The following is a 16852-nucleotide window of genomic DNA, read 5'->3' on the forward strand; positions in this document are numbered from 1 at the left end:
GCATTACTTGGCTGAGTTTTTGCACAGATCAGGTTGTGAAAACATACCGACTGCAATTTGCACAAAACCTGCCTATTCCCTTAGCCGAAACCTGGGACTTTTTTACATCGCCTTTAAATCTTGCTAAAATAACGCCACCGCAAATGCGGTTCGAGGTTACATCGCCATATGAGGCCAACAGCAAGGTGTATGAGGGTATGATCATTACCTATAAAATAACCCCGCTGTTTGGCATAAAGATGAACTGGATGACCGAGATCACCCACGTAAAGGATCAGCAATATTTTGTAGATGAGCAGCGCTTTGGCCCATACGCGTTATGGCACCACGAGCATCATTTTAAAGAAATTAAAGGCGGCGTGCAAATGACCGATATTTTAAACTATGCTGTCCCATACGGCGTAATTGGCCGGTTAAGCAACAAGCTGCTGGTAGGTAATGAAATTAAAAAGATCTTTAAATACCGCGAAAAAGCAATTAACGAAATGTTTGGCGTTTACCGCCAGTCGTGATCACTCAATTGCAGCCGAATCGTTATCCGGGTTCCGTGGCTGATTTTTGATCAGGAAATTTGAATGACGGATATAATGGTTAAGCGGTTCCTCAATAGTTTTAAACAACAGAATGGCTATCGCGTTTAGCAAAACAAAAGCGTATAAAAGGTTAAGCTTATCGCTCTCAAACGGCGAGTGCCAGTCGACATCCCAATTGTCATAAAGTTTAAAGATGGTGTTATTAAGCAGGTCGAACGCTTTGTGTATCAGGTTGGCCATCCACCCCAAATGGATCAGGTAAAATATGTACGAGCTTTTGCCCAGTAACTCCACAAACGGATTTGCCAGTACTTTTTTAAGGCCGGTAGTTTCGGTCAACAGTCCGTAAAAGAACAGCGCGACAGATACACATAAAAAATAATTGTTGGTGATGATACCCACAGTGCTCTCCACGCCCGCCGACCAGCCTTTGGGTATTGGCTGCAACGCCATAACAAGTACGCATAAAAATATCAGCCCAAAACCTAAATAAGTAAACCTTACTTTATTGGTACGATGAAAGCCTTTGTTTAAGATGATCCTGGCTAATTGTACACCTACAAAAAACTCGAAACACCGCCCGAAAAACGTGAACAACATTATAAACGGAAAATTACCAAAGAACCCATGCCAGTTTATTGGGCCAAACACCAACACCATCGCAACGGCAAATGCGGTTAACACTATGGGCTGGATATAAAGCCTGCCATACTTTTTAGTGATAAAAAATATTAAAGGGGCCGAAAAGTAAAAACATTCCTCAACAGTCAAACTCCATCCCTGGGCTATGCCGGTATCCCAAAATTGATAAAAGAAACCGCGGACAAACGTAATATTTAATACCAGCAGCCAAACCGGGTTTTGGTAGCCTTTGGTAATGCTTTGGTCCTTAGTGATAAAGTAATACACAAACGCTCCTATAGTAAGCAGCGCATACATGGGGTAAATACGGGCAACGCGGTTCTTCAGGTAACGTTTAAACCAATCGGCAGTGAGGTGAAAGTTATTGTAGTACCGGTAGGTAATTAAAAAACCCGACAGTACGAAGAAGATAGACACGCCGATGTGGAATTCGCCGAAGAAACGTTGCGCAAGGGGCGGCAGCACATCGTTAAACACATAGCTGTAATGCGATACAAAAACCAGGTAAGCCGCCAAGGCCCTCACTCCTGTTAAAGCCGGAAAATAATTTGGTATAGCTTTTTTTGACAAATGCCGCTGTAGTTTATTACTCTAAATATAGTTGTTTCTTACTATAAGTTTAAAGCGCGCTTCCCTGCACCACCCCGCTGTTCAATATCTTCTGATCGATATAGTATTGGATCTCTGATTTCTTTAATCCCCAGTTAGGGGCTATCAGCAGTTCGCGGTCACTTAGGCCAAACAGGCGTTGTATCACCACATCCGGGCGTACAAGCGGCAATAGCTCGCATAAAAATTCGGCATATTCATCCAGGCCGAAAAGCTTAAACGGCTCGCGTTTGTATTTTACACCCATTACCGATCCTTCAACAATGTGCAGGTGATGAAACTTAACAAATTTTATCTGCGGGTGGCGGTTTATCTCATCGGCATATTTAAGCATCATCTCTTTAGTTTCCCATGGGAAGCCAAAAATGGTGTGCACACAAATATCCAGCTTGCTGTTCTCTACCAGTTTCAGGGCGGTCAGTAAATCATCATGGCTGCAGCCGCGGTTTATCTGGTCGAGCGTTTCATTGTAAATGCTTTCCATGCCCATCTCCAGATCAACGTCAAAGCGGTCGGTATAGCTCTCAAGCAGCGCTATCTTTTCGGCATCTATACAGTCGGGGCGGGTGCCTACGCTCAGGCCCACAATATCTTCGGTACAGTAGCTTAGCGCTTCGTCATACAGCATTTTAAGGTAATGCACCGGCGCATAGGTATTGGTATTGGGCTGAAAGTAAATAATAAACTTATCGGCTTTGTTGCCCTTACGCGCGCGCTCCATGCCCTCAATAACCTGCTGCCTGATGGTTGGCGCATTACGGCTAACCGACGGCGTGAACGAATCGACATTACAATACGTGCAACCGCCAAAGCCCTTACTGCCGTCACGGTTAGGGCAGGTAAAGTTGCCGTCGACAATCACCTTAAACACACGGTGCCCCGGGTACTTTTCTTTAAGCCACGGCCCATAGTTATTGTACCCCTTCTCCCAAATACCTGCTGATGTGTCTGTTAATTGCATTGCGTTTTTTGTGATTCCACTGATTTTTATGATTTCACAGATTGCAAAGATACGGAATGATGCGTGAATGTGCAGATGTAAAGCGACAAGCCTGATCTCTGATCACTAATCGCTGATCTCTGCGCTTGCAAAACCCGCATTAATAAGCTTTATTTACTGTACCAAACAAGCCCGTTTTATGAAAAGATTATTAGCTGTACTTTACTTATGCTTCGGCAGTGTTGTAGTTGCAAATGCCCAAACTGTGCGCCCCTTTAAACAAGGCGACAGGGTGGTATTTACCGGCAACAGCATAACCGATGGCGGGCATTACCATTCATATATCTGGCTGTATTACTTAACGCATTACCCTAACATGCGGTTTAGGGTGTTTAACGCCGGTATTGGCGGCGACGTAGCGCAGCAGATCTACGACCGTTTGGATAGCGACATTTTTGTACACAAGCCTACGCTGGTTACACTTACCTTCGGGATGAACGATACCGGGTACCAGAATCTACCTAAAGACAAAGCCGACTCGACCTACAAAGCATTGATAGCAAAATCATTGGCAAGCTTTAAGCTGATAGAAGATAAATTAAAGCAGCACCCCGAGGCTGATAAAGTAATGATCGCTTCATCGCCGTACGACGAAACATCAACCATTAAGGCTACGCCGTTTAAAGATAAGAACGCGGCTATTATGAAAATTGCACAACAGCAACAGCTTGTTGCTACGCAAAACAAATGGAGTTACCTTGATTTCAATACCCCGATGCTGCAGATCAACGCGCGCGAACAACAGCGCGACCCGATGTTCACTTTGCAGGGCTCCGACCGCATCCACCCCTCAAACGACGGGCAGATGGTAATGGCTTATGTGTTTTTAAAGGCGCAGGGGCTTGCCAATAATAAAGTGGCAAAGGTTGTTATCAACCCGGCAGCTAAGAAGGCTGAGACGGCCGAGAACTGCGTCGTAACCCAGGTTAATGTTACGCCATCGTCCATTAAGTTTAACTACCTGGCTAAGTCACTGCCTTACCCTACGGATACTATCCCAAGCGGTTGGGGATCGCCGCAGAAATCGCAGCGCCAGGCCTTGCCGCTGATACCTTTCACCGACGAGTTTAACCAGGAAATACTTCAGGTTAAAGGGCTGCAGAGCGCCCAATACCAGTTAAAGATAGACGACAAACCAATTGGCACCTTTGCCGCTGCCGACCTTGAAAAAGGCCTTAACCTGGCGACGCTGACCAACACCCCGCAATACCAGCAGGCCATGTCTGTAATGTTGCTTAATGAAGAGCGCTGGGAAATTGAGCGCCGTTTCCGCGAGTATTACTGGATAGAATACGTGGTGTTAAAACCAAAGGGCCTGTTGTTTAACGACAGCGAGGCCGTGGCAGATTCGGTACAAACCGAGGCTAAGAAAAACTTCTTTATCGCCATGTCATTATCAAGCTACCGCAAGGCCCGGTTTAAAAGCGTACGCGATACCTGGAACAAAGAAATGGACCTACTGATAGACCAAATGTACACCATCAATAAACCGGTAACGCGCCATTTTGAGCTGGTGGCGGTGAAATAACAGCGCTGTAGAAGAACTAAATGCGGTAAAAAGGGGTGTCATGCTGAGCCCGTCGAAGGATGTGCGAAAGGCCTTTGCGCTCACGCCTGTCTGTCGACGGGCAGGTGTGATGGTGCACAGTATGCACCCTATTGACCTATCACCCCCTTGTTTTGTCCCGATTACACCCGACGGAGCCTGTGCCGTCAATATATCTTTGTTTAACAAATAGAGGCAATAACTTAAAAAACAATTACCATGCGAAAATTAAAACTACAGGCACACATGACCATTGATGGTTTTGCTGCCAGCCCAAACGGCGGAAGCGACTGGGTATTCCTTTCAGGACCGAATGCTGCCGGCTTTCAAAAAATAACTGAACTGGCCGCCACATGCGACACACTTATATTAGGCCGCAAAATGGTGCCCGAGTTTGTTGGCTACTGGCAAAATCAGGCCCAAAGCCAGGTCGATACACCACTAAAAGCTTTTGGCCAGCTAATAGTAGATATGCGCAAAATTGCATTTAGCCGTACCGAAACAGAAAGCCCTTTTGATACGGTAGAAATGAAAAACGACGACCTGGCCACCGCAATACAAGCGCTGAAAAACCAACCGGGCAAAGACATTATTGTATACGGCGGCGGCGAATTTGTAACCTCATTGGTTAGCCTGAACCTTATTGACGAGTATTACATTATAGTAAGCCCGGTAGCCATAGGCAACGGACAAAGCATTTTCAAGGAGCAAAAGATCCTGAAATTAGAAAGCTCAACCCCATTTAAAAACGGGAAACTCATGAATAAATACCTGCCGGCGTAGGCAGGTATTTACTGCCTTTGGCTTGTGGCGTGGGTTATCAGTACCGTTACAAGTTATGCTCTATTTCGTTAATACAGCAGATCAACTCGGCTAATTTCTTTGACGTATTGGGCGGCTCATCTGTGTACGCTATGCTTTCAAACTCATGCCAAGTTGGGTCATCATAGGGGTCAAAATGATTGGTAAACAAATCTGGCAATTGCCATTCATTAGCATAAAACCATTCGCCGTAAATTAATTTTGATCTAATAAGTTCTTCTAAATGTTGAAGGGTCGCGTTTTGCGGATTGCTAAATACCACATAGCTGTAATTTTTATAGTTGCAGCTGTCGCGATAGCGGTAGGAGAATTTAATATTAGCCATGCACTAAAGTAGTTTAGTAATGTATGGCTGTCAATCGGATATAAGTGAACTTTATCCTTTAAAAAATTCGTTATGTGCTTTTAGAAAATCCAGCCCAGGCGTGAATTTTTTAGGTTCGATTAGTAGTTGACCATCATAAGCAATAAAGTTTTGTTGAATGCTTTCAACGTTTTTGGCTTTATAAAACCGGGAAGATATTTTGATCTTCAATTCTTCTGTAATGGTGATCAACCCGCAATCAAAAGCTTTGTCATGTAAGGTGTTTAACGCTAAACCATTTTTAGGATTAAGGCGATTGCCCTTGTCTTTACTCCAAGGCAATATATGGCTGGCTACTATTAGTTCTGGAACGTCAATGCCGGTTATACAACACTGATTATTAAAATTAGTCAGCACTATCTTTCTAAATAACGATTGATTCACCCTAACTCTTACCAGCCGTTCGCGCTCTTTTCCCTCAACATCTTTTAGATTATCTAAATCGATGTTATTTAATTGTTCGATTGTGGTGTGTTTCTTTTTAGCAAGTAGTTTTTCGCCCTCAATAAATTCTTCATCCCAGTTTTGCATAAACTCATGCCAAACTTGCGCATCTAACTTGCTGATGTTCTCTAAGCCTTTTACGCCGCGTTCGCGCAGTTTTGGATCAAGGCTGGCAAAATTCCCAAGCTTCCGAGCAACAGCGCTCGGGCTTCTATCAATTAATATAGCCAACTCTATCACGTCCTTATTGCGCGAATGCATTTGGCCAAAAGGAATTTTACAGTAAAGATTTATGGCTAAAATAGATTCTTCTTTAGTCCATAAACTTTGGCCTTCTTTCATTGTGACGGTTTAATCTTCTACCTCTAAAAATACGTGTTTACAGTTGATATTTAGACATTCATTAATCATTAGTTGCAGGTTGGTGTGATATAGGTCTGCTATGATATCGCTTCTTATAACGCATAACGGACAAGTTGTTGGTTGATCAGTCATTAAATAAAACATTAGGCTAAGCTATTTAACGTGCATGAAAACAGTAATCGGATATAAGTGAACACATATTTGATTTGCATGTGCAGAGATTATCAATCCCATTAAAAATGGCGACACCATTCGTCAGCGTATGCCAAAACTCGCCTAAAATTTATAAAAAGGTGTACCAAACTGTACCATGAAACCCGGAGTGGGAAATTAACTATTTTATTATCAGTGCTTTGCAAAAACAGGTGTATCAAATGTTCCAACTGTCACACATTCGGTTTGGTACACTATAGCTTTTATCGCTTTGCTACCCCCCCTAATTCAATTGACATTGTTAGTTGGCAGTCAGCAGCCCCAATCTTCAAAACCTAACTCACCACTGGCCACTCACTACTCACCACCTCAAAACTCCATTACTTCTTTTTTCTTCTTATTCTTCATGCGTTTGGGTACAAACTCCAGGATCTCGGTTTTTAGGGCTTCAATCATGCGGCGTTTCAGGTAGTTGCGCTGTATCACTATGCTTACTTCGCGGGCGGGTTCGGGTTGTTTAAAGTAGCGTACGCGGTCAAGCTGCTTTTCGGTCAGGTCGGCCAGGGCAAGTTCGGGCAGTATGGTGGCACCGTTGTTTTGGTCAACCATGCGTTTAAGCGTTTCAACGCTACCGGTATTGTATTCAAAGTGCTGAAAGCCCTGGGTTGATTTGCGCCGCTGGCAAATGTTGAGCACCTGCTCGCGCATGCAATGCCCCTCGTTCAGCACCCAGATCTCTTCCATATCAATATCGTCGGGGTTAATGTTTTTCTTTTTGTACAGCTTGCTGTGCTTGCTGGCGTAGGCCACAAAGTTCTCGTAAAACACGGGTATCTCTATCAGGCTGCTTTCATGCAGCGGGGTGCTTAAAATGCCGCAATCCAGCGTCCCCAGCTTTAACTGCTGGATGATCTGCTCGGTTGTTTGCTCCCACACCACCAGCTTTACCTGCGGGTACTTCTGGATAAAGCCATTCAGTATCTTAGGCAATATGTAAGGCGCCACGGTGGGGATAATTCCCAGCTTAAGCTCGCCGCTTAGTTCTTTCTGCCTGTCGGATATGATCTCTTTGATCTTCTCGCTTTCGGCCAGCAGCACGCGCGCCTGCTGAATGATATCTATCCCAATTTCGGTAGGCGTCACGGGCTGTTTGCTGCGGTCAAAGATCTTTACACCCAGCGTATCTTCCAGCTTTTGCACCTGCATGCTTAGGGTGGGCTGGGTAACAAAACATTTGTCGGCCGCCGAAACAAAACTGCGGTAAGTATCAACCGCCACAATGTATTCTAACTGTGTTATTGTCATGATATAGATATAATCTATGTAAAGATATAAATTATTGATTTTTTCTATCAACTTATTATGCTCAAGTTTGTTTAAGAAACAAAACCAATTAGATATTATGGAAACTCCGAAGAAAAAGCTAACCACGGCATCGGGCAGGCCCTTTGCCGAGAATGAGAATTCGCAAACCGCGGGCCCGCGCGGACCGATATTGCTGCAAGATTATATCCTGCATGAAAAAATGGCGCATTTTAACCGCGAGCGCATCCCCGAGCGCGTGGTGCATGCCAAAGGCTCGGGCGCTTACGGTACGTTAACCATAACGCATGATATCAGTAAATATACCCGCGCCAAGCTGTTTAACACGGTAGGCAAGCAAACAAAGCTGTTTTTGCGCTTCAGCACTGTGGGCGGCGAGAAAGGATCGGCCGATACCGCGCGCGACCCGCGCGGCTTTGCCATAAAGTTTTATACCGAAGACGGTAACTGGGACCTGGTGGGCAATAACACCCCCGTGTTTTTTGTGAAAGACCCAAAAAAATTCGGCGACTTTATCCATACCCAAAAACGCGACCCTTATACCAACTGCAAAAGCGCTACCATGATGTGGGATTTTTGGTCGCTTAACCCGGAGAGCCTGCACCAGGTTACTATATTGATGAGTGACAGGGGTACGCCTTACGGTTACCGCCATATGGATGGTTTTGGCAGCCACACCTTCTCATTAATCAATGCCGATAACGAACGCTTTTGGGTGAAGTTTCACTTTAAAACCCAGCAGGGCATTAAAAACTTTACAGACGAGGAAGCCGGCAATATGCGCGGCAAAAACCCTGACTTTGCGCAGCATGACCTGTTAACCTCGATAGACAACGGCGATTTCCCGAAATGGAGCATGAAGATCCAGGTAATGCCAGAGGCCGATGCAAAGACCTATCATATCAATCCGTTCGACCTGACCAAGGTATGGCCGCATAGCGACTACCCGCTGATCGATGTTGGCGTAATGGAATTGAATGAGAACCCGGATAACTATTTCGCGCACGTAGAGCAAGCCGCATTCGCGCCGGCACATGTGGTGGATGGTATAGGTTACTCACCCGATAAAATGTTGCAGGGTCGAATCTTGTCTTATCCTGACGCGCACCGCTATCGCCTGGGCGGCAATTACGAGCAGATCCCGGTTAATAAATGTCCGTTCATGGTAAGTAACTATCAGCGCGACGGACAGATGCGTGTAGACGGTAATCATGGCTCTGGGCCAAACTATTTCCCTAACAGCTTTGACGATATCGAAGCCGATCAGGCTTATAAAGAACCGGCCTGGGATTTCGGATCATCTGTCGGCGACTGGTATGACCGCAATGCCGAAGGTGAGAACGATCACTACACCCAACCAGGCAACTTATACCGCCTGATGGACAGCACTCAAAAGCAGGACCTGATCAACAACATCGTAAACTCAATGAGCGGTATTGATGGTCCAAAAAAAGAGCAGATAGTAAACCGCCAGCTTTGCCACTGGTTCCGTGCCGATATTGGCCTGGGAATGGCAATAGCCAAAGGCCTTGAACTTGATCTGCAGGAAACGATGAAACATATGCCGGCTTGATTTAGTTAGCAGTGGGCAGTATATAGTTTGCAGTAAGCAATTTGCAGTTTGATATTTAAAAGAGAAAAGCCATCCAAAAATCTGGATGGCTTTTCTTTTATGACTTTGGACTAACTGCCCACTGCAAACTAAAAACTGCAAACTACTCTACCGTTACCGATTTAGCAAGATTACGTGGTTGGTCAACGTTACAACCGCGCATTAATGCAATATGGTATGATAAAAACTGTAACGGAATGGTTGCCAGCAACGGTACAAAAGCATCGTCGGTTTGCGGTATTTCAATTACATATTCGGCCATGTCGCGTACTTCGGTATCACCTTCGGTAACAATGGCAATAACACGTCCGCCACGAGCTTTTACTTCCTGTATATTGCTCACTACTTTTTCATAAGATGAATTTTTAGTAGCGATAAATATAACAGGCATATCAGCATCAATTAAGGCAATAGGGCCGTGTTTCATTTCGGCTGCTGGATAACCTTCTGCATGCACATAAGAGATCTCCTTTAGCTTCAAAGCGCCTTCTAACGCCACAGGGAAAGAGCTGCCCCTGCCCAGGAACAAGCAGTTATTAGAATCTTTAAAACGTGCGGCAATTTCTTCAACACGGTTATTACATTGTAAAGTACGTTCAACTAAAGCTGGGATGCTATCCAGCTCGGTTAAAAATTCGATCAGCTTGCTTTGGCTAATGGTACCGCGTTGTTGCGCGATATAAAATGCAATCAGCGTTAAAACAGTTACCTGAGCGGTGAACGCTTTGGTTGATGCAACACCAATTTCTGGTCCGGCGTGTGTATAGGCACCCGCATCGGTAATACGCGGGATAGATGCACCAACTACGTTACAGATACCAAAAATGGTAGCTCCGCGCTCTTTGGCAATTTCAAGCGCCGCCATGGTGTCGGCAGTTTCGCCCGATTGAGAAATGGCTATTACAATATCTTTATGGGTAATGATGGGGTTACGATACCTAAATTCAGAAGCATATTCAACTTCAACGGGTACACGTCCATACTCTTCTATAAGGTATTCGCCAACAAGGCCGGCGTGCCATGAGGTACCGCAGGCAACAATGATGATACGGTCAACCATTTTAAGCTTTTCCTTGTATTCCTGCAAGCCGCCAAGCTGGATCTTCCCCTGGGCCGGGTAGATACGACCACGCAGGCAATCGCGGATAGAACGAGCCTGTTCATAGATCTCTTTTAACATAAAGTGATCATAACCGCCTTTTTCAAGTGCTTCTAACTTCATATCCAACTCATGGATGTATGGAGTTTGCACGTCGTTATCAGTAGTTTTGATCAGTAATTCATCGCGACGGATATGGGCAATCTCATTATCATTTAAGTAGATAACGTTTTTGGTATATTCTATGATCGGCGTAGCGTCAGATGCGATAAAATATTCGCCTTTGCCAACACCAATTACCATTGGGCTGCCTTTACGCGCTGCTATCAAAGAATCCGGTTCGTCGGCACTCATAATAACAATGGCATAAGCACCAATAACCTTGGTTAAGGTAATCCTTACAGCTTCAAGCAGATCAAGGCCGGTTTCTTTTTGGATATCTTCAACAAGATGTATTAATACTTCGGTATCGGTATCGCTTTTAAAAACATGACCTTTGGCTAAAAGGGTATCTTTAATATTACCATAATTTTCGATAATACCGTTATGTATAATAGTAAGTTTTCTGTCGCCAGATGAGTGTGGGTGCGAGTTACGGTCGCTTGGCGCGCCGTGTGTAGCCCAACGTGTGTGGCCCATACCGACAGAGCCTTTAGGGGTAACATCTTTAACAAAGTTTTCAAGATCACTAACCTTTCCGGCTTTTTTATAAACTTTAATACCCTGGTCAAAAACAGCAACACCGGCGCTGTCATAACCCCGGTATTCAAGGCGCTGAAGGCCTTTAATTAGTATTGGATAAGCTTCTCTGTAGCCTATGTATCCTACAATTCCACACATAAATAATGATAAAATAGTTTTTCTTAGTAAACGCCAAAAATAAGCAGCTTTATAACAATAACAATAGCTATTAGTTTATCTAATTGCTATTGTTATTTTAAATAAGTGTTATTTTACGACTTTTGTGTAGTAAAGGTTAAGCTTTATATGGTAGGGTGATGAAGAATCCGCCCCTATAGCTATAGTGCGGCCATCAACCTGTGCGGTTGGTGCTACAGTAATAGCAGTAGTTGGTATTACAGATCCAATATAAGTTCCGTAATCTTTGGTTATACCGCGCATCAAATCCTGGATATAGGCGGTGATCAGAAAATGGTATTGCCCCGGCAGGGGATTTCCTGTCTTATCTACCGGTTTAGCAATGTAGAACCCGCTTGCAGCATTATTTGTAAAATATCGCGGATCAGAGCTTGCAGCATCCTGTATCAATTCAAGTTGGTTTGCCAGGTCATACCGGTACATGGCCAACTTTGGCAACGTTGCAAACGGAATGTTAGATCCCGGCACGATAGATACAACCAACTCGGCTCTGTTAACAACTACATCGCCCCCAACTGTTTTCAATATATTTTTAAGATACGGAAAGCTTATTTTATTACGTAAGCCACCCATACCTTGCAGGTAAATAACCTTACTGTTGGTAGTGCTGTTAATAGCGTTACTTATAGTAGCAGATTTTGTATGATTGATAAATGCGGCATGCAGGTTACTTGGCAGCGTTAAAATACCGGTATCAATTACAGTGCCGTTAACGTTTCTATAATAAACCTGTACGCTGGCAGTATCAAGGTCAAACATAAATGTACCGCCCGGGCCTGCCTGGTTTTGATCAAGTTTAACGTAAAGCCCTTTTACATTATTTTTAAAGATAAGGTTTGAGCTTAATTGAGAAGCAGGCGCGTCATAAAGGATACTCCTGATAAAAGATGTGCTGATAGGGATACGTAACTGCGGCCTTACTTTTACAGCCGTATCCGGACCACCTGTAACAGGGTTTACTATCCTTACGCTATCAGAAGTTGCCGAACGGAACGCGGTTTTTGTGGTGCCTAACAGGGTAGATTCAACCGCCCATGTTTTTCTATTTGAGTAAGATATACCACTAAACATCCGTTCGTCAAGCTGGTATACATTAGCCTTATATCTTGAAGCGATCGAGTCGCCATAGAAGCTATTTGTGGCATAATTCATAACCAACACAGCAGAGTCGACAGTAAAGGTACCGGTAGGCAAGGTGTAGGCCGTGCTGCCGGGTAAATTAAGGTCAAGTGCTATATCTGCTTCTGTAGTGCCAAAAACAGGATCCTTAAAATAGGATAGCGGTGTGCGCGAAAGCCCGTTAGTAATCACAGTATCCTCTGCCACGGTATTTATTACGATGGTTGATGTATCTATCAGGCTGCCACTTATTTGATTTGACGAAACAACGCCCAAACCTATGCTATCCTGATTTTTACAACCGCTCAAAATAAAAAGACTTATTAACAGGGTCAATAAGTCTAATCTTAAAAATTTCATATATGATCTCAAAGCTTATACAACATTCACCAATTCCTCGTTGGCAATTTCGTCGTAAAAATTGTAATAATTTTCGAAATCAGCGGTAGAATTGAATTCCAAAACCGATTTTTGGCTGTTTTTAACATTATTTAACACATCTTCATCAATATGCTCGCTGCCCAATACAATGGCGTCACTGTATTGAATAGCACCTTCATATAAAGCTGTATTTGTGCCTGCCTTAAACGCCTCGGTATGTTTTTCGGTCATATCGCCCATAACGGCTTTACGCGCAAAATCCGGATTCATCTGGCCTTTAAAATCATTCTCATAAATAGAATAAACCACTTTTGAGTGCTTAAAGGTAGGGTCGTCCTTGTAAGTAGTTTTTAAATAAGCAGGAACCAACGCGCTCATCCACCCGTGGCAGTGTATCACATCCGGCGCCCAGCCTAATTTCTTCACAGTTTCTAATGCACCTTTGCAAAAGAAGATCATACGCTCATCGTTATCAGCGTAAAATTTGCCGTCCTTATCCTCAAACACATGCTTGCGCTGGAAATATTCTTCATTATCTAAAAAATACACCTGCATACGCGCTGCCGGGATAGATGCAACTTTTATGATCAACGGGTTATCGTTATCGTTAATAATGATATTCATACCTGATAACCTGATCACTTCATGAAGCCTGTTCCTTCTCTCGTTGATATTTCCAAAACGCGGCATAAGGATACGGATCTCGTAACCTTTTTCCTGCATAGCCTGCGGAAGCTGGCGCGTTATTTCAGAAATTTTAGAGAGTTCAAGGAAAGGTGACATTTCATGAGTTATAAACAAAAGCTTAGATTTACCCATCTCCAAATCAGAATTTAAATTATGTAACACCTCAAAAAATTTGAGTTTGCAAATATAAGCATTATATATGAAGTATCAATCAATTATGCAAGTAGTTTTGGTAATTTTGTATCATTTATGCAACTTCGCCCACTTTTTGTAATATATTATATTGAAAAATTTCGCTAAAAAGGATGAGTTGCAGCAATACCTGTCCGGTTTAAAGGCTGATGGCGCTGTAATAACTTTTGTACCTACCATGGGGGCATTGCACCAGGGGCACCTGTCGCTTATACAACAGGCGCGGCAACTGGGTAACATAGTGGTTTGCAGTATTTTTGTAAACCCTACCCAGTTTAATGACCCTAAAGACCTTGAAAAATATCCCCGCCCCATCCAAGATGATATAAAAAAACTGGAGCAGGTTAATTGCGATGTGCTTTTTAATCCGGATGTGACCGAAATGTATGCCGGCAATGAGAAATGGCATTTGGACATAGGCGAACTGGAGGGCTTGCTGGAAGGCAAGTTCAGGCCCGGCCATTACCAGGGCGTAACCCAGGTGGTATACAAACTGTTTAATATTGTTAAGCCTGACATTGCTTTGTTTGGTCAGAAAGATTACCAGCAGGTTTTAGTGATCCAGAAAATGATCGACCTGCTGCAATTGCCGGTTAAGCTTGAAATGTGCCCCATTATGCGTGAGCCGGATGGCCTGGCCATGAGCTCGAGAAATATACATTTAACAGCCGACGACAGGCAGCGCGCGCTTGTTCTGTCTAAAGCTTTAAATTACGTAAAAGATCATTTTAGCCCTGAACAAGTTGATCAATTACAACAAGAGGCAATAGCTATTATCAATAATGAATCGGGGGTAAACCTGGCTTATTTTGAAATTGCAGACGGTAATAATCTGCATCCTGCCAACAAAAATACCAAAAACTTTGTTGCCCTTGTAGCAGCCACTGTTGGTAAGACACGGTTGATTGATAATATGTTACTAAAGATTGACGAATAAAGATCAAAGATTAGGCCTGCCGGAGTACTATCCGAATCATTTTACATTGTAAAGTCAACTAATCTTCAATCTTTATTCTTTAACAACTAAAACGCTACCTTTGCGCCATGATTATTGAGGTATTAAAATCAAAGCTTCACCGGGCCAGGGTAACCCAGGCCGAACTAAACTATGTTGGTAGTATTACTATTGATGAGGATTTGATGGATGCGGCAAATATTATTGCCAATGAGAAAGTGCAGATTGTAAACAATAATAATGGTGCCCGTTTTGAAACTTATGTTATAAGAGGCGAACGCGGCAGCGGTACCATTTGCCTTAACGGCGCAACCGCGCGGCTGGCCCAGGTTGGCGACATAGTGATCATTATGTCATACGCCTATATGGAAATGGATGAGGCCCGTACTTATGAGCCTATTTTGGTTTTCCCGGATATTGATAATAAGCTTTTAAAATAGTTATTTTCTTCCTGCAGGATACGCGTTAAGGCTCAATACCAAATGCAGGCTCACGTCGGTATCTATGTTTTTGCGCAGCTCGTACACCATTTTTATCCTGATATTAGGTTGGCGCACCAGCTTGTCTAAAAAGGTTGAATTGTCAACATCCAGTACCAGTGTATTGCCGACATCGGCAGTAATATCAGAACGCGTAGCTACCAGTATCTCATCGTTGCCATCCTCGGCAGACAGGTAGATCCTGATAGATTTGATATTGCCGATATTATAGCGGGCCGGCTCTTCTGACACCAGCTTAGCCGAGATAAGGCTTACCTCGCTAACCCTATCGCCATTATTGCCGCTTTTTGAAAAATTTTGATCAAAGCTTGTAGCCAGGCTTACTGCCGCATAGCTTTTATCAGTTACAGATGTTTTTGGTATGGTAATATTTGCTGTATAAGGGAAAGTTGATTTAACAATCGACTGCATCATGCCGCAGGCGCTGATAAATAAGGGTAATATCGCAATAACAAATAGGGCTTTTCTGGTCATTGAAATAGTTTAAGTCGGTTAAATACAATTTATAATTGGGCGCATGAAAGCTATTATTCGATAATAAAGCTAATCGAAATTTCATTAATAAAAATAAATAAGTTCAAAATATCATATTTTGCTTTTCAGCCGTCATCCACTGCCAAAATGTTAACGATATGTTAAAAATTTACAATTAAAAATTTAAATGATAATTTAGCGTTTTATCTGGTGAAATTACCGTTTATAAACACAATTAAATATTAAATATATATATCCATGAAAAGAATTCTATTTTTAGGTTTAGGTATGGTAGCACTGCTGGCCTCATGCGTAAAAAAGAAGGGACCTGCACCCGATGCCCATGTAAGATTTATTAATGCGGTAAGCTTTCTACCCGCACAGGACATATATATTGATAATGTATTGGCAACAACCAGCGGCGGCGTAGCATTTGGGGGCGTAACTAATTATTTCACTTACGAGTCTGGCCTTAACCTATTAACTTATTATAACACAGGGACAACAACTCCAAATTTGTCATATACCTACGGTTCAGCCGCAGGCGAGTATGCCACTGTATTTTTCTATTCAGATACGTTGCAGAATATCTATTCGGCCGGTATTAAAGATAATATGTCTGCCCCGCCAACAGGTAAAGCCCGGGTTAGGTTTGTTAATTTGGATAATTATTTAAAAAACGCGCTTAAAATGACAGTAACCGGGGGCGCAGATCTGTTTACAAGTTTGGATAAAGGGAATGCATCAATCTATTATGATGTTGATCCGGGTGCAACATTTACACCGTCATCTGTTGGTGTTACTAATGCACCTGTAATTAATCCGCAAGTGCAGGCTGGTAAAATCTACACGATCTGGTTATCGGCCACCTCATCAACCGAACTTGTAGCGCACAGTACGTTGCAAAATTAATAGCGTGTTTTTATTGCGTTTACAATCAGTTAACAGGTAAATAACAGGGCCGCATCGGGGTAAAAAAAGCAATTGTAATTTTTGAAAAAAAGAGCTAAAAAATAGCAACATAAATTCTATCTTTGCACCCCGACGCTGGGGTCGGGAAACCTGCTATCAGCGCATAGTATTTAGTCCATAGTCGACAGTCGATAACCCATGGTTGTTATACCCGGGCAAGACTCAAGGCGAAGGACTTAAGAT

16 protein-coding genes are annotated in these 16852 nt (G+C 43.2%); 7 read left to right on the forward strand and 9 right to left on the reverse strand.

Features of this window, described 5'->3' with window-relative positions:
- The first annotated feature begins 35 nt into the window (after nucleotides 1-35).
- Nucleotides 36-512 carry an SRPBCC family protein gene (locus FO440_RS05165; protein ID WP_144247148.1) on the forward strand — a complete coding sequence of 159 codons (477 nt, stop codon included), beginning with the start codon at nucleotides 36-38 and terminating at the stop codon, nucleotides 510-512.
- On the opposite strand, the gene FO440_RS05170 is transcribed toward FO440_RS05165, so the two are convergent.
- Both FO440_RS05170 and FO440_RS05175 read right to left on the reverse strand, forming a co-directional pair.
- On the reverse strand, nucleotides 513-1745 hold the full coding sequence (locus FO440_RS05170) for an acyltransferase family protein (protein WP_144247149.1): 1233 nt from the start codon (nucleotides 1743-1745) through the stop codon (nucleotides 513-515).
- Between the two features lie 49 nt (nucleotides 1746-1794).
- Nucleotides 1795-2745 (reverse strand): TIGR01212 family radical SAM protein, encoded by a 951-nt coding sequence (locus FO440_RS05175; RefSeq protein ID WP_144247150.1) that lies wholly within the window; start codon nucleotides 2743-2745, stop codon nucleotides 1795-1797.
- Nucleotides 2746-2923: 178 nt separating this feature from the next.
- On the opposite strand from FO440_RS05175, the gene FO440_RS05180 reads away from it, so the two are divergent.
- On the forward strand, nucleotides 2924-4312 hold the full coding sequence (locus tag FO440_RS05180) for an SGNH/GDSL hydrolase family protein (protein ID WP_144247151.1): 1389 nt from the start codon (nucleotides 2924-2926) through the stop codon (nucleotides 4310-4312).
- 237 nt (nucleotides 4313-4549) lie between these two features.
- Nucleotides 4550-5113: a dihydrofolate reductase family protein gene (locus FO440_RS05185; RefSeq protein WP_144247152.1), complete on the forward strand. Its 564-nt coding sequence runs from the start codon at nucleotides 4550-4552 to the stop codon at nucleotides 5111-5113.
- 46 nt (nucleotides 5114-5159) lie between these two features.
- On the opposite strand, the gene FO440_RS05190 is transcribed toward FO440_RS05185, so the two are convergent.
- The 3 genes from FO440_RS05190 to FO440_RS05200 all read right to left on the reverse strand — a co-directional run bounded on the left by FO440_RS05190 (nucleotide 5160) and on the right by FO440_RS05200 (nucleotide 7781).
- Nucleotides 5160-5477 (reverse strand): hypothetical protein, encoded by a 318-nt coding sequence (locus tag FO440_RS05190; protein ID WP_144247153.1) that lies wholly within the window; start codon nucleotides 5475-5477, stop codon nucleotides 5160-5162.
- Between the two features lie 51 nt (nucleotides 5478-5528).
- A complete protein-coding gene (locus FO440_RS05195; protein ID WP_144247154.1) occupies nucleotides 5529-6302 on the reverse strand; it encodes an HNH endonuclease in 774 nt (257 codons plus the stop codon).
- A gap of 543 nt (nucleotides 6303-6845) precedes the next feature.
- Nucleotides 6846-7781 carry a hydrogen peroxide-inducible genes activator gene (locus FO440_RS05200; protein WP_144247155.1) on the reverse strand — a complete coding sequence of 312 codons (936 nt, stop codon included), beginning with the start codon at nucleotides 7779-7781 and terminating at the stop codon, nucleotides 6846-6848.
- Nucleotides 7782-7878: 97 nt separating this feature from the next.
- Between FO440_RS05200 and FO440_RS05205 the strand changes: the two genes are divergently transcribed.
- Nucleotides 7879-9372, forward strand: coding sequence for a catalase (locus FO440_RS05205; protein WP_144247156.1), 1494 nt, complete (start codon nucleotides 7879-7881; stop codon nucleotides 9370-9372).
- Nucleotides 9373-9514: 142 nt separating this feature from the next.
- On the opposite strand, the gene glmS is transcribed toward FO440_RS05205, so the two are convergent.
- From glmS to FO440_RS05220, 3 genes are all read right to left on the reverse strand, one after another.
- Nucleotides 9515-11350 (reverse strand): glutamine--fructose-6-phosphate transaminase (isomerizing), encoded by a 1836-nt coding sequence (glmS, locus tag FO440_RS05210; protein ID WP_144247157.1) that lies wholly within the window; start codon nucleotides 11348-11350, stop codon nucleotides 9515-9517.
- 108 nt (nucleotides 11351-11458) lie between these two features.
- Nucleotides 11459-12868 (reverse strand): DUF4270 family protein, encoded by a 1410-nt coding sequence (locus tag FO440_RS05215; protein ID WP_144247158.1) that lies wholly within the window; start codon nucleotides 12866-12868, stop codon nucleotides 11459-11461.
- A 15-nt stretch (nucleotides 12869-12883) separates the two neighbouring features.
- A complete protein-coding gene (locus FO440_RS05220; protein ID WP_144247159.1) occupies nucleotides 12884-13708 on the reverse strand; it encodes a glycogen/starch synthase in 825 nt (274 codons plus the stop codon).
- Between the two features lie 151 nt (nucleotides 13709-13859).
- Here FO440_RS05220 and panC point away from each other — a divergent pair, with 151 nt between their 5' ends.
- Together panC and panD are read left to right on the forward strand one after the other, a co-directional pair.
- Nucleotides 13860-14705, forward strand: a complete 846-nt coding sequence (panC, locus tag FO440_RS05225; RefSeq protein WP_144247160.1) for a pantoate--beta-alanine ligase — start codon at nucleotides 13860-13862, stop codon at nucleotides 14703-14705.
- A 107-nt stretch (nucleotides 14706-14812) separates the two neighbouring features.
- Nucleotides 14813-15163, forward strand: coding sequence for an aspartate 1-decarboxylase (gene panD, locus FO440_RS05230; RefSeq protein ID WP_144247161.1), 351 nt, complete (start codon nucleotides 14813-14815; stop codon nucleotides 15161-15163).
- Here the strand turns inward: panD and FO440_RS05235 are convergent, their stop codons facing one another.
- Nucleotides 15164-15697 (reverse strand): hypothetical protein, encoded by a 534-nt coding sequence (locus tag FO440_RS05235; RefSeq protein ID WP_144247162.1) that lies wholly within the window; start codon nucleotides 15695-15697, stop codon nucleotides 15164-15166.
- A 258-nt stretch (nucleotides 15698-15955) separates the two neighbouring features.
- On the opposite strand from FO440_RS05235, the gene FO440_RS05240 reads away from it, so the two are divergent.
- Nucleotides 15956-16609: a DUF4397 domain-containing protein gene (locus FO440_RS05240; RefSeq protein WP_144247163.1), complete on the forward strand. Its 654-nt coding sequence runs from the start codon at nucleotides 15956-15958 to the stop codon at nucleotides 16607-16609.
- The last annotated feature ends 243 nt before the right edge of the window (nucleotides 16610-16852 follow it).

The organism is Mucilaginibacter corticis, from assembly GCF_007558865.1.
In the GTDB taxonomy this organism is placed as follows: domain Bacteria; phylum Bacteroidota; class Bacteroidia; order Sphingobacteriales; family Sphingobacteriaceae; genus Mucilaginibacter; species Mucilaginibacter corticis.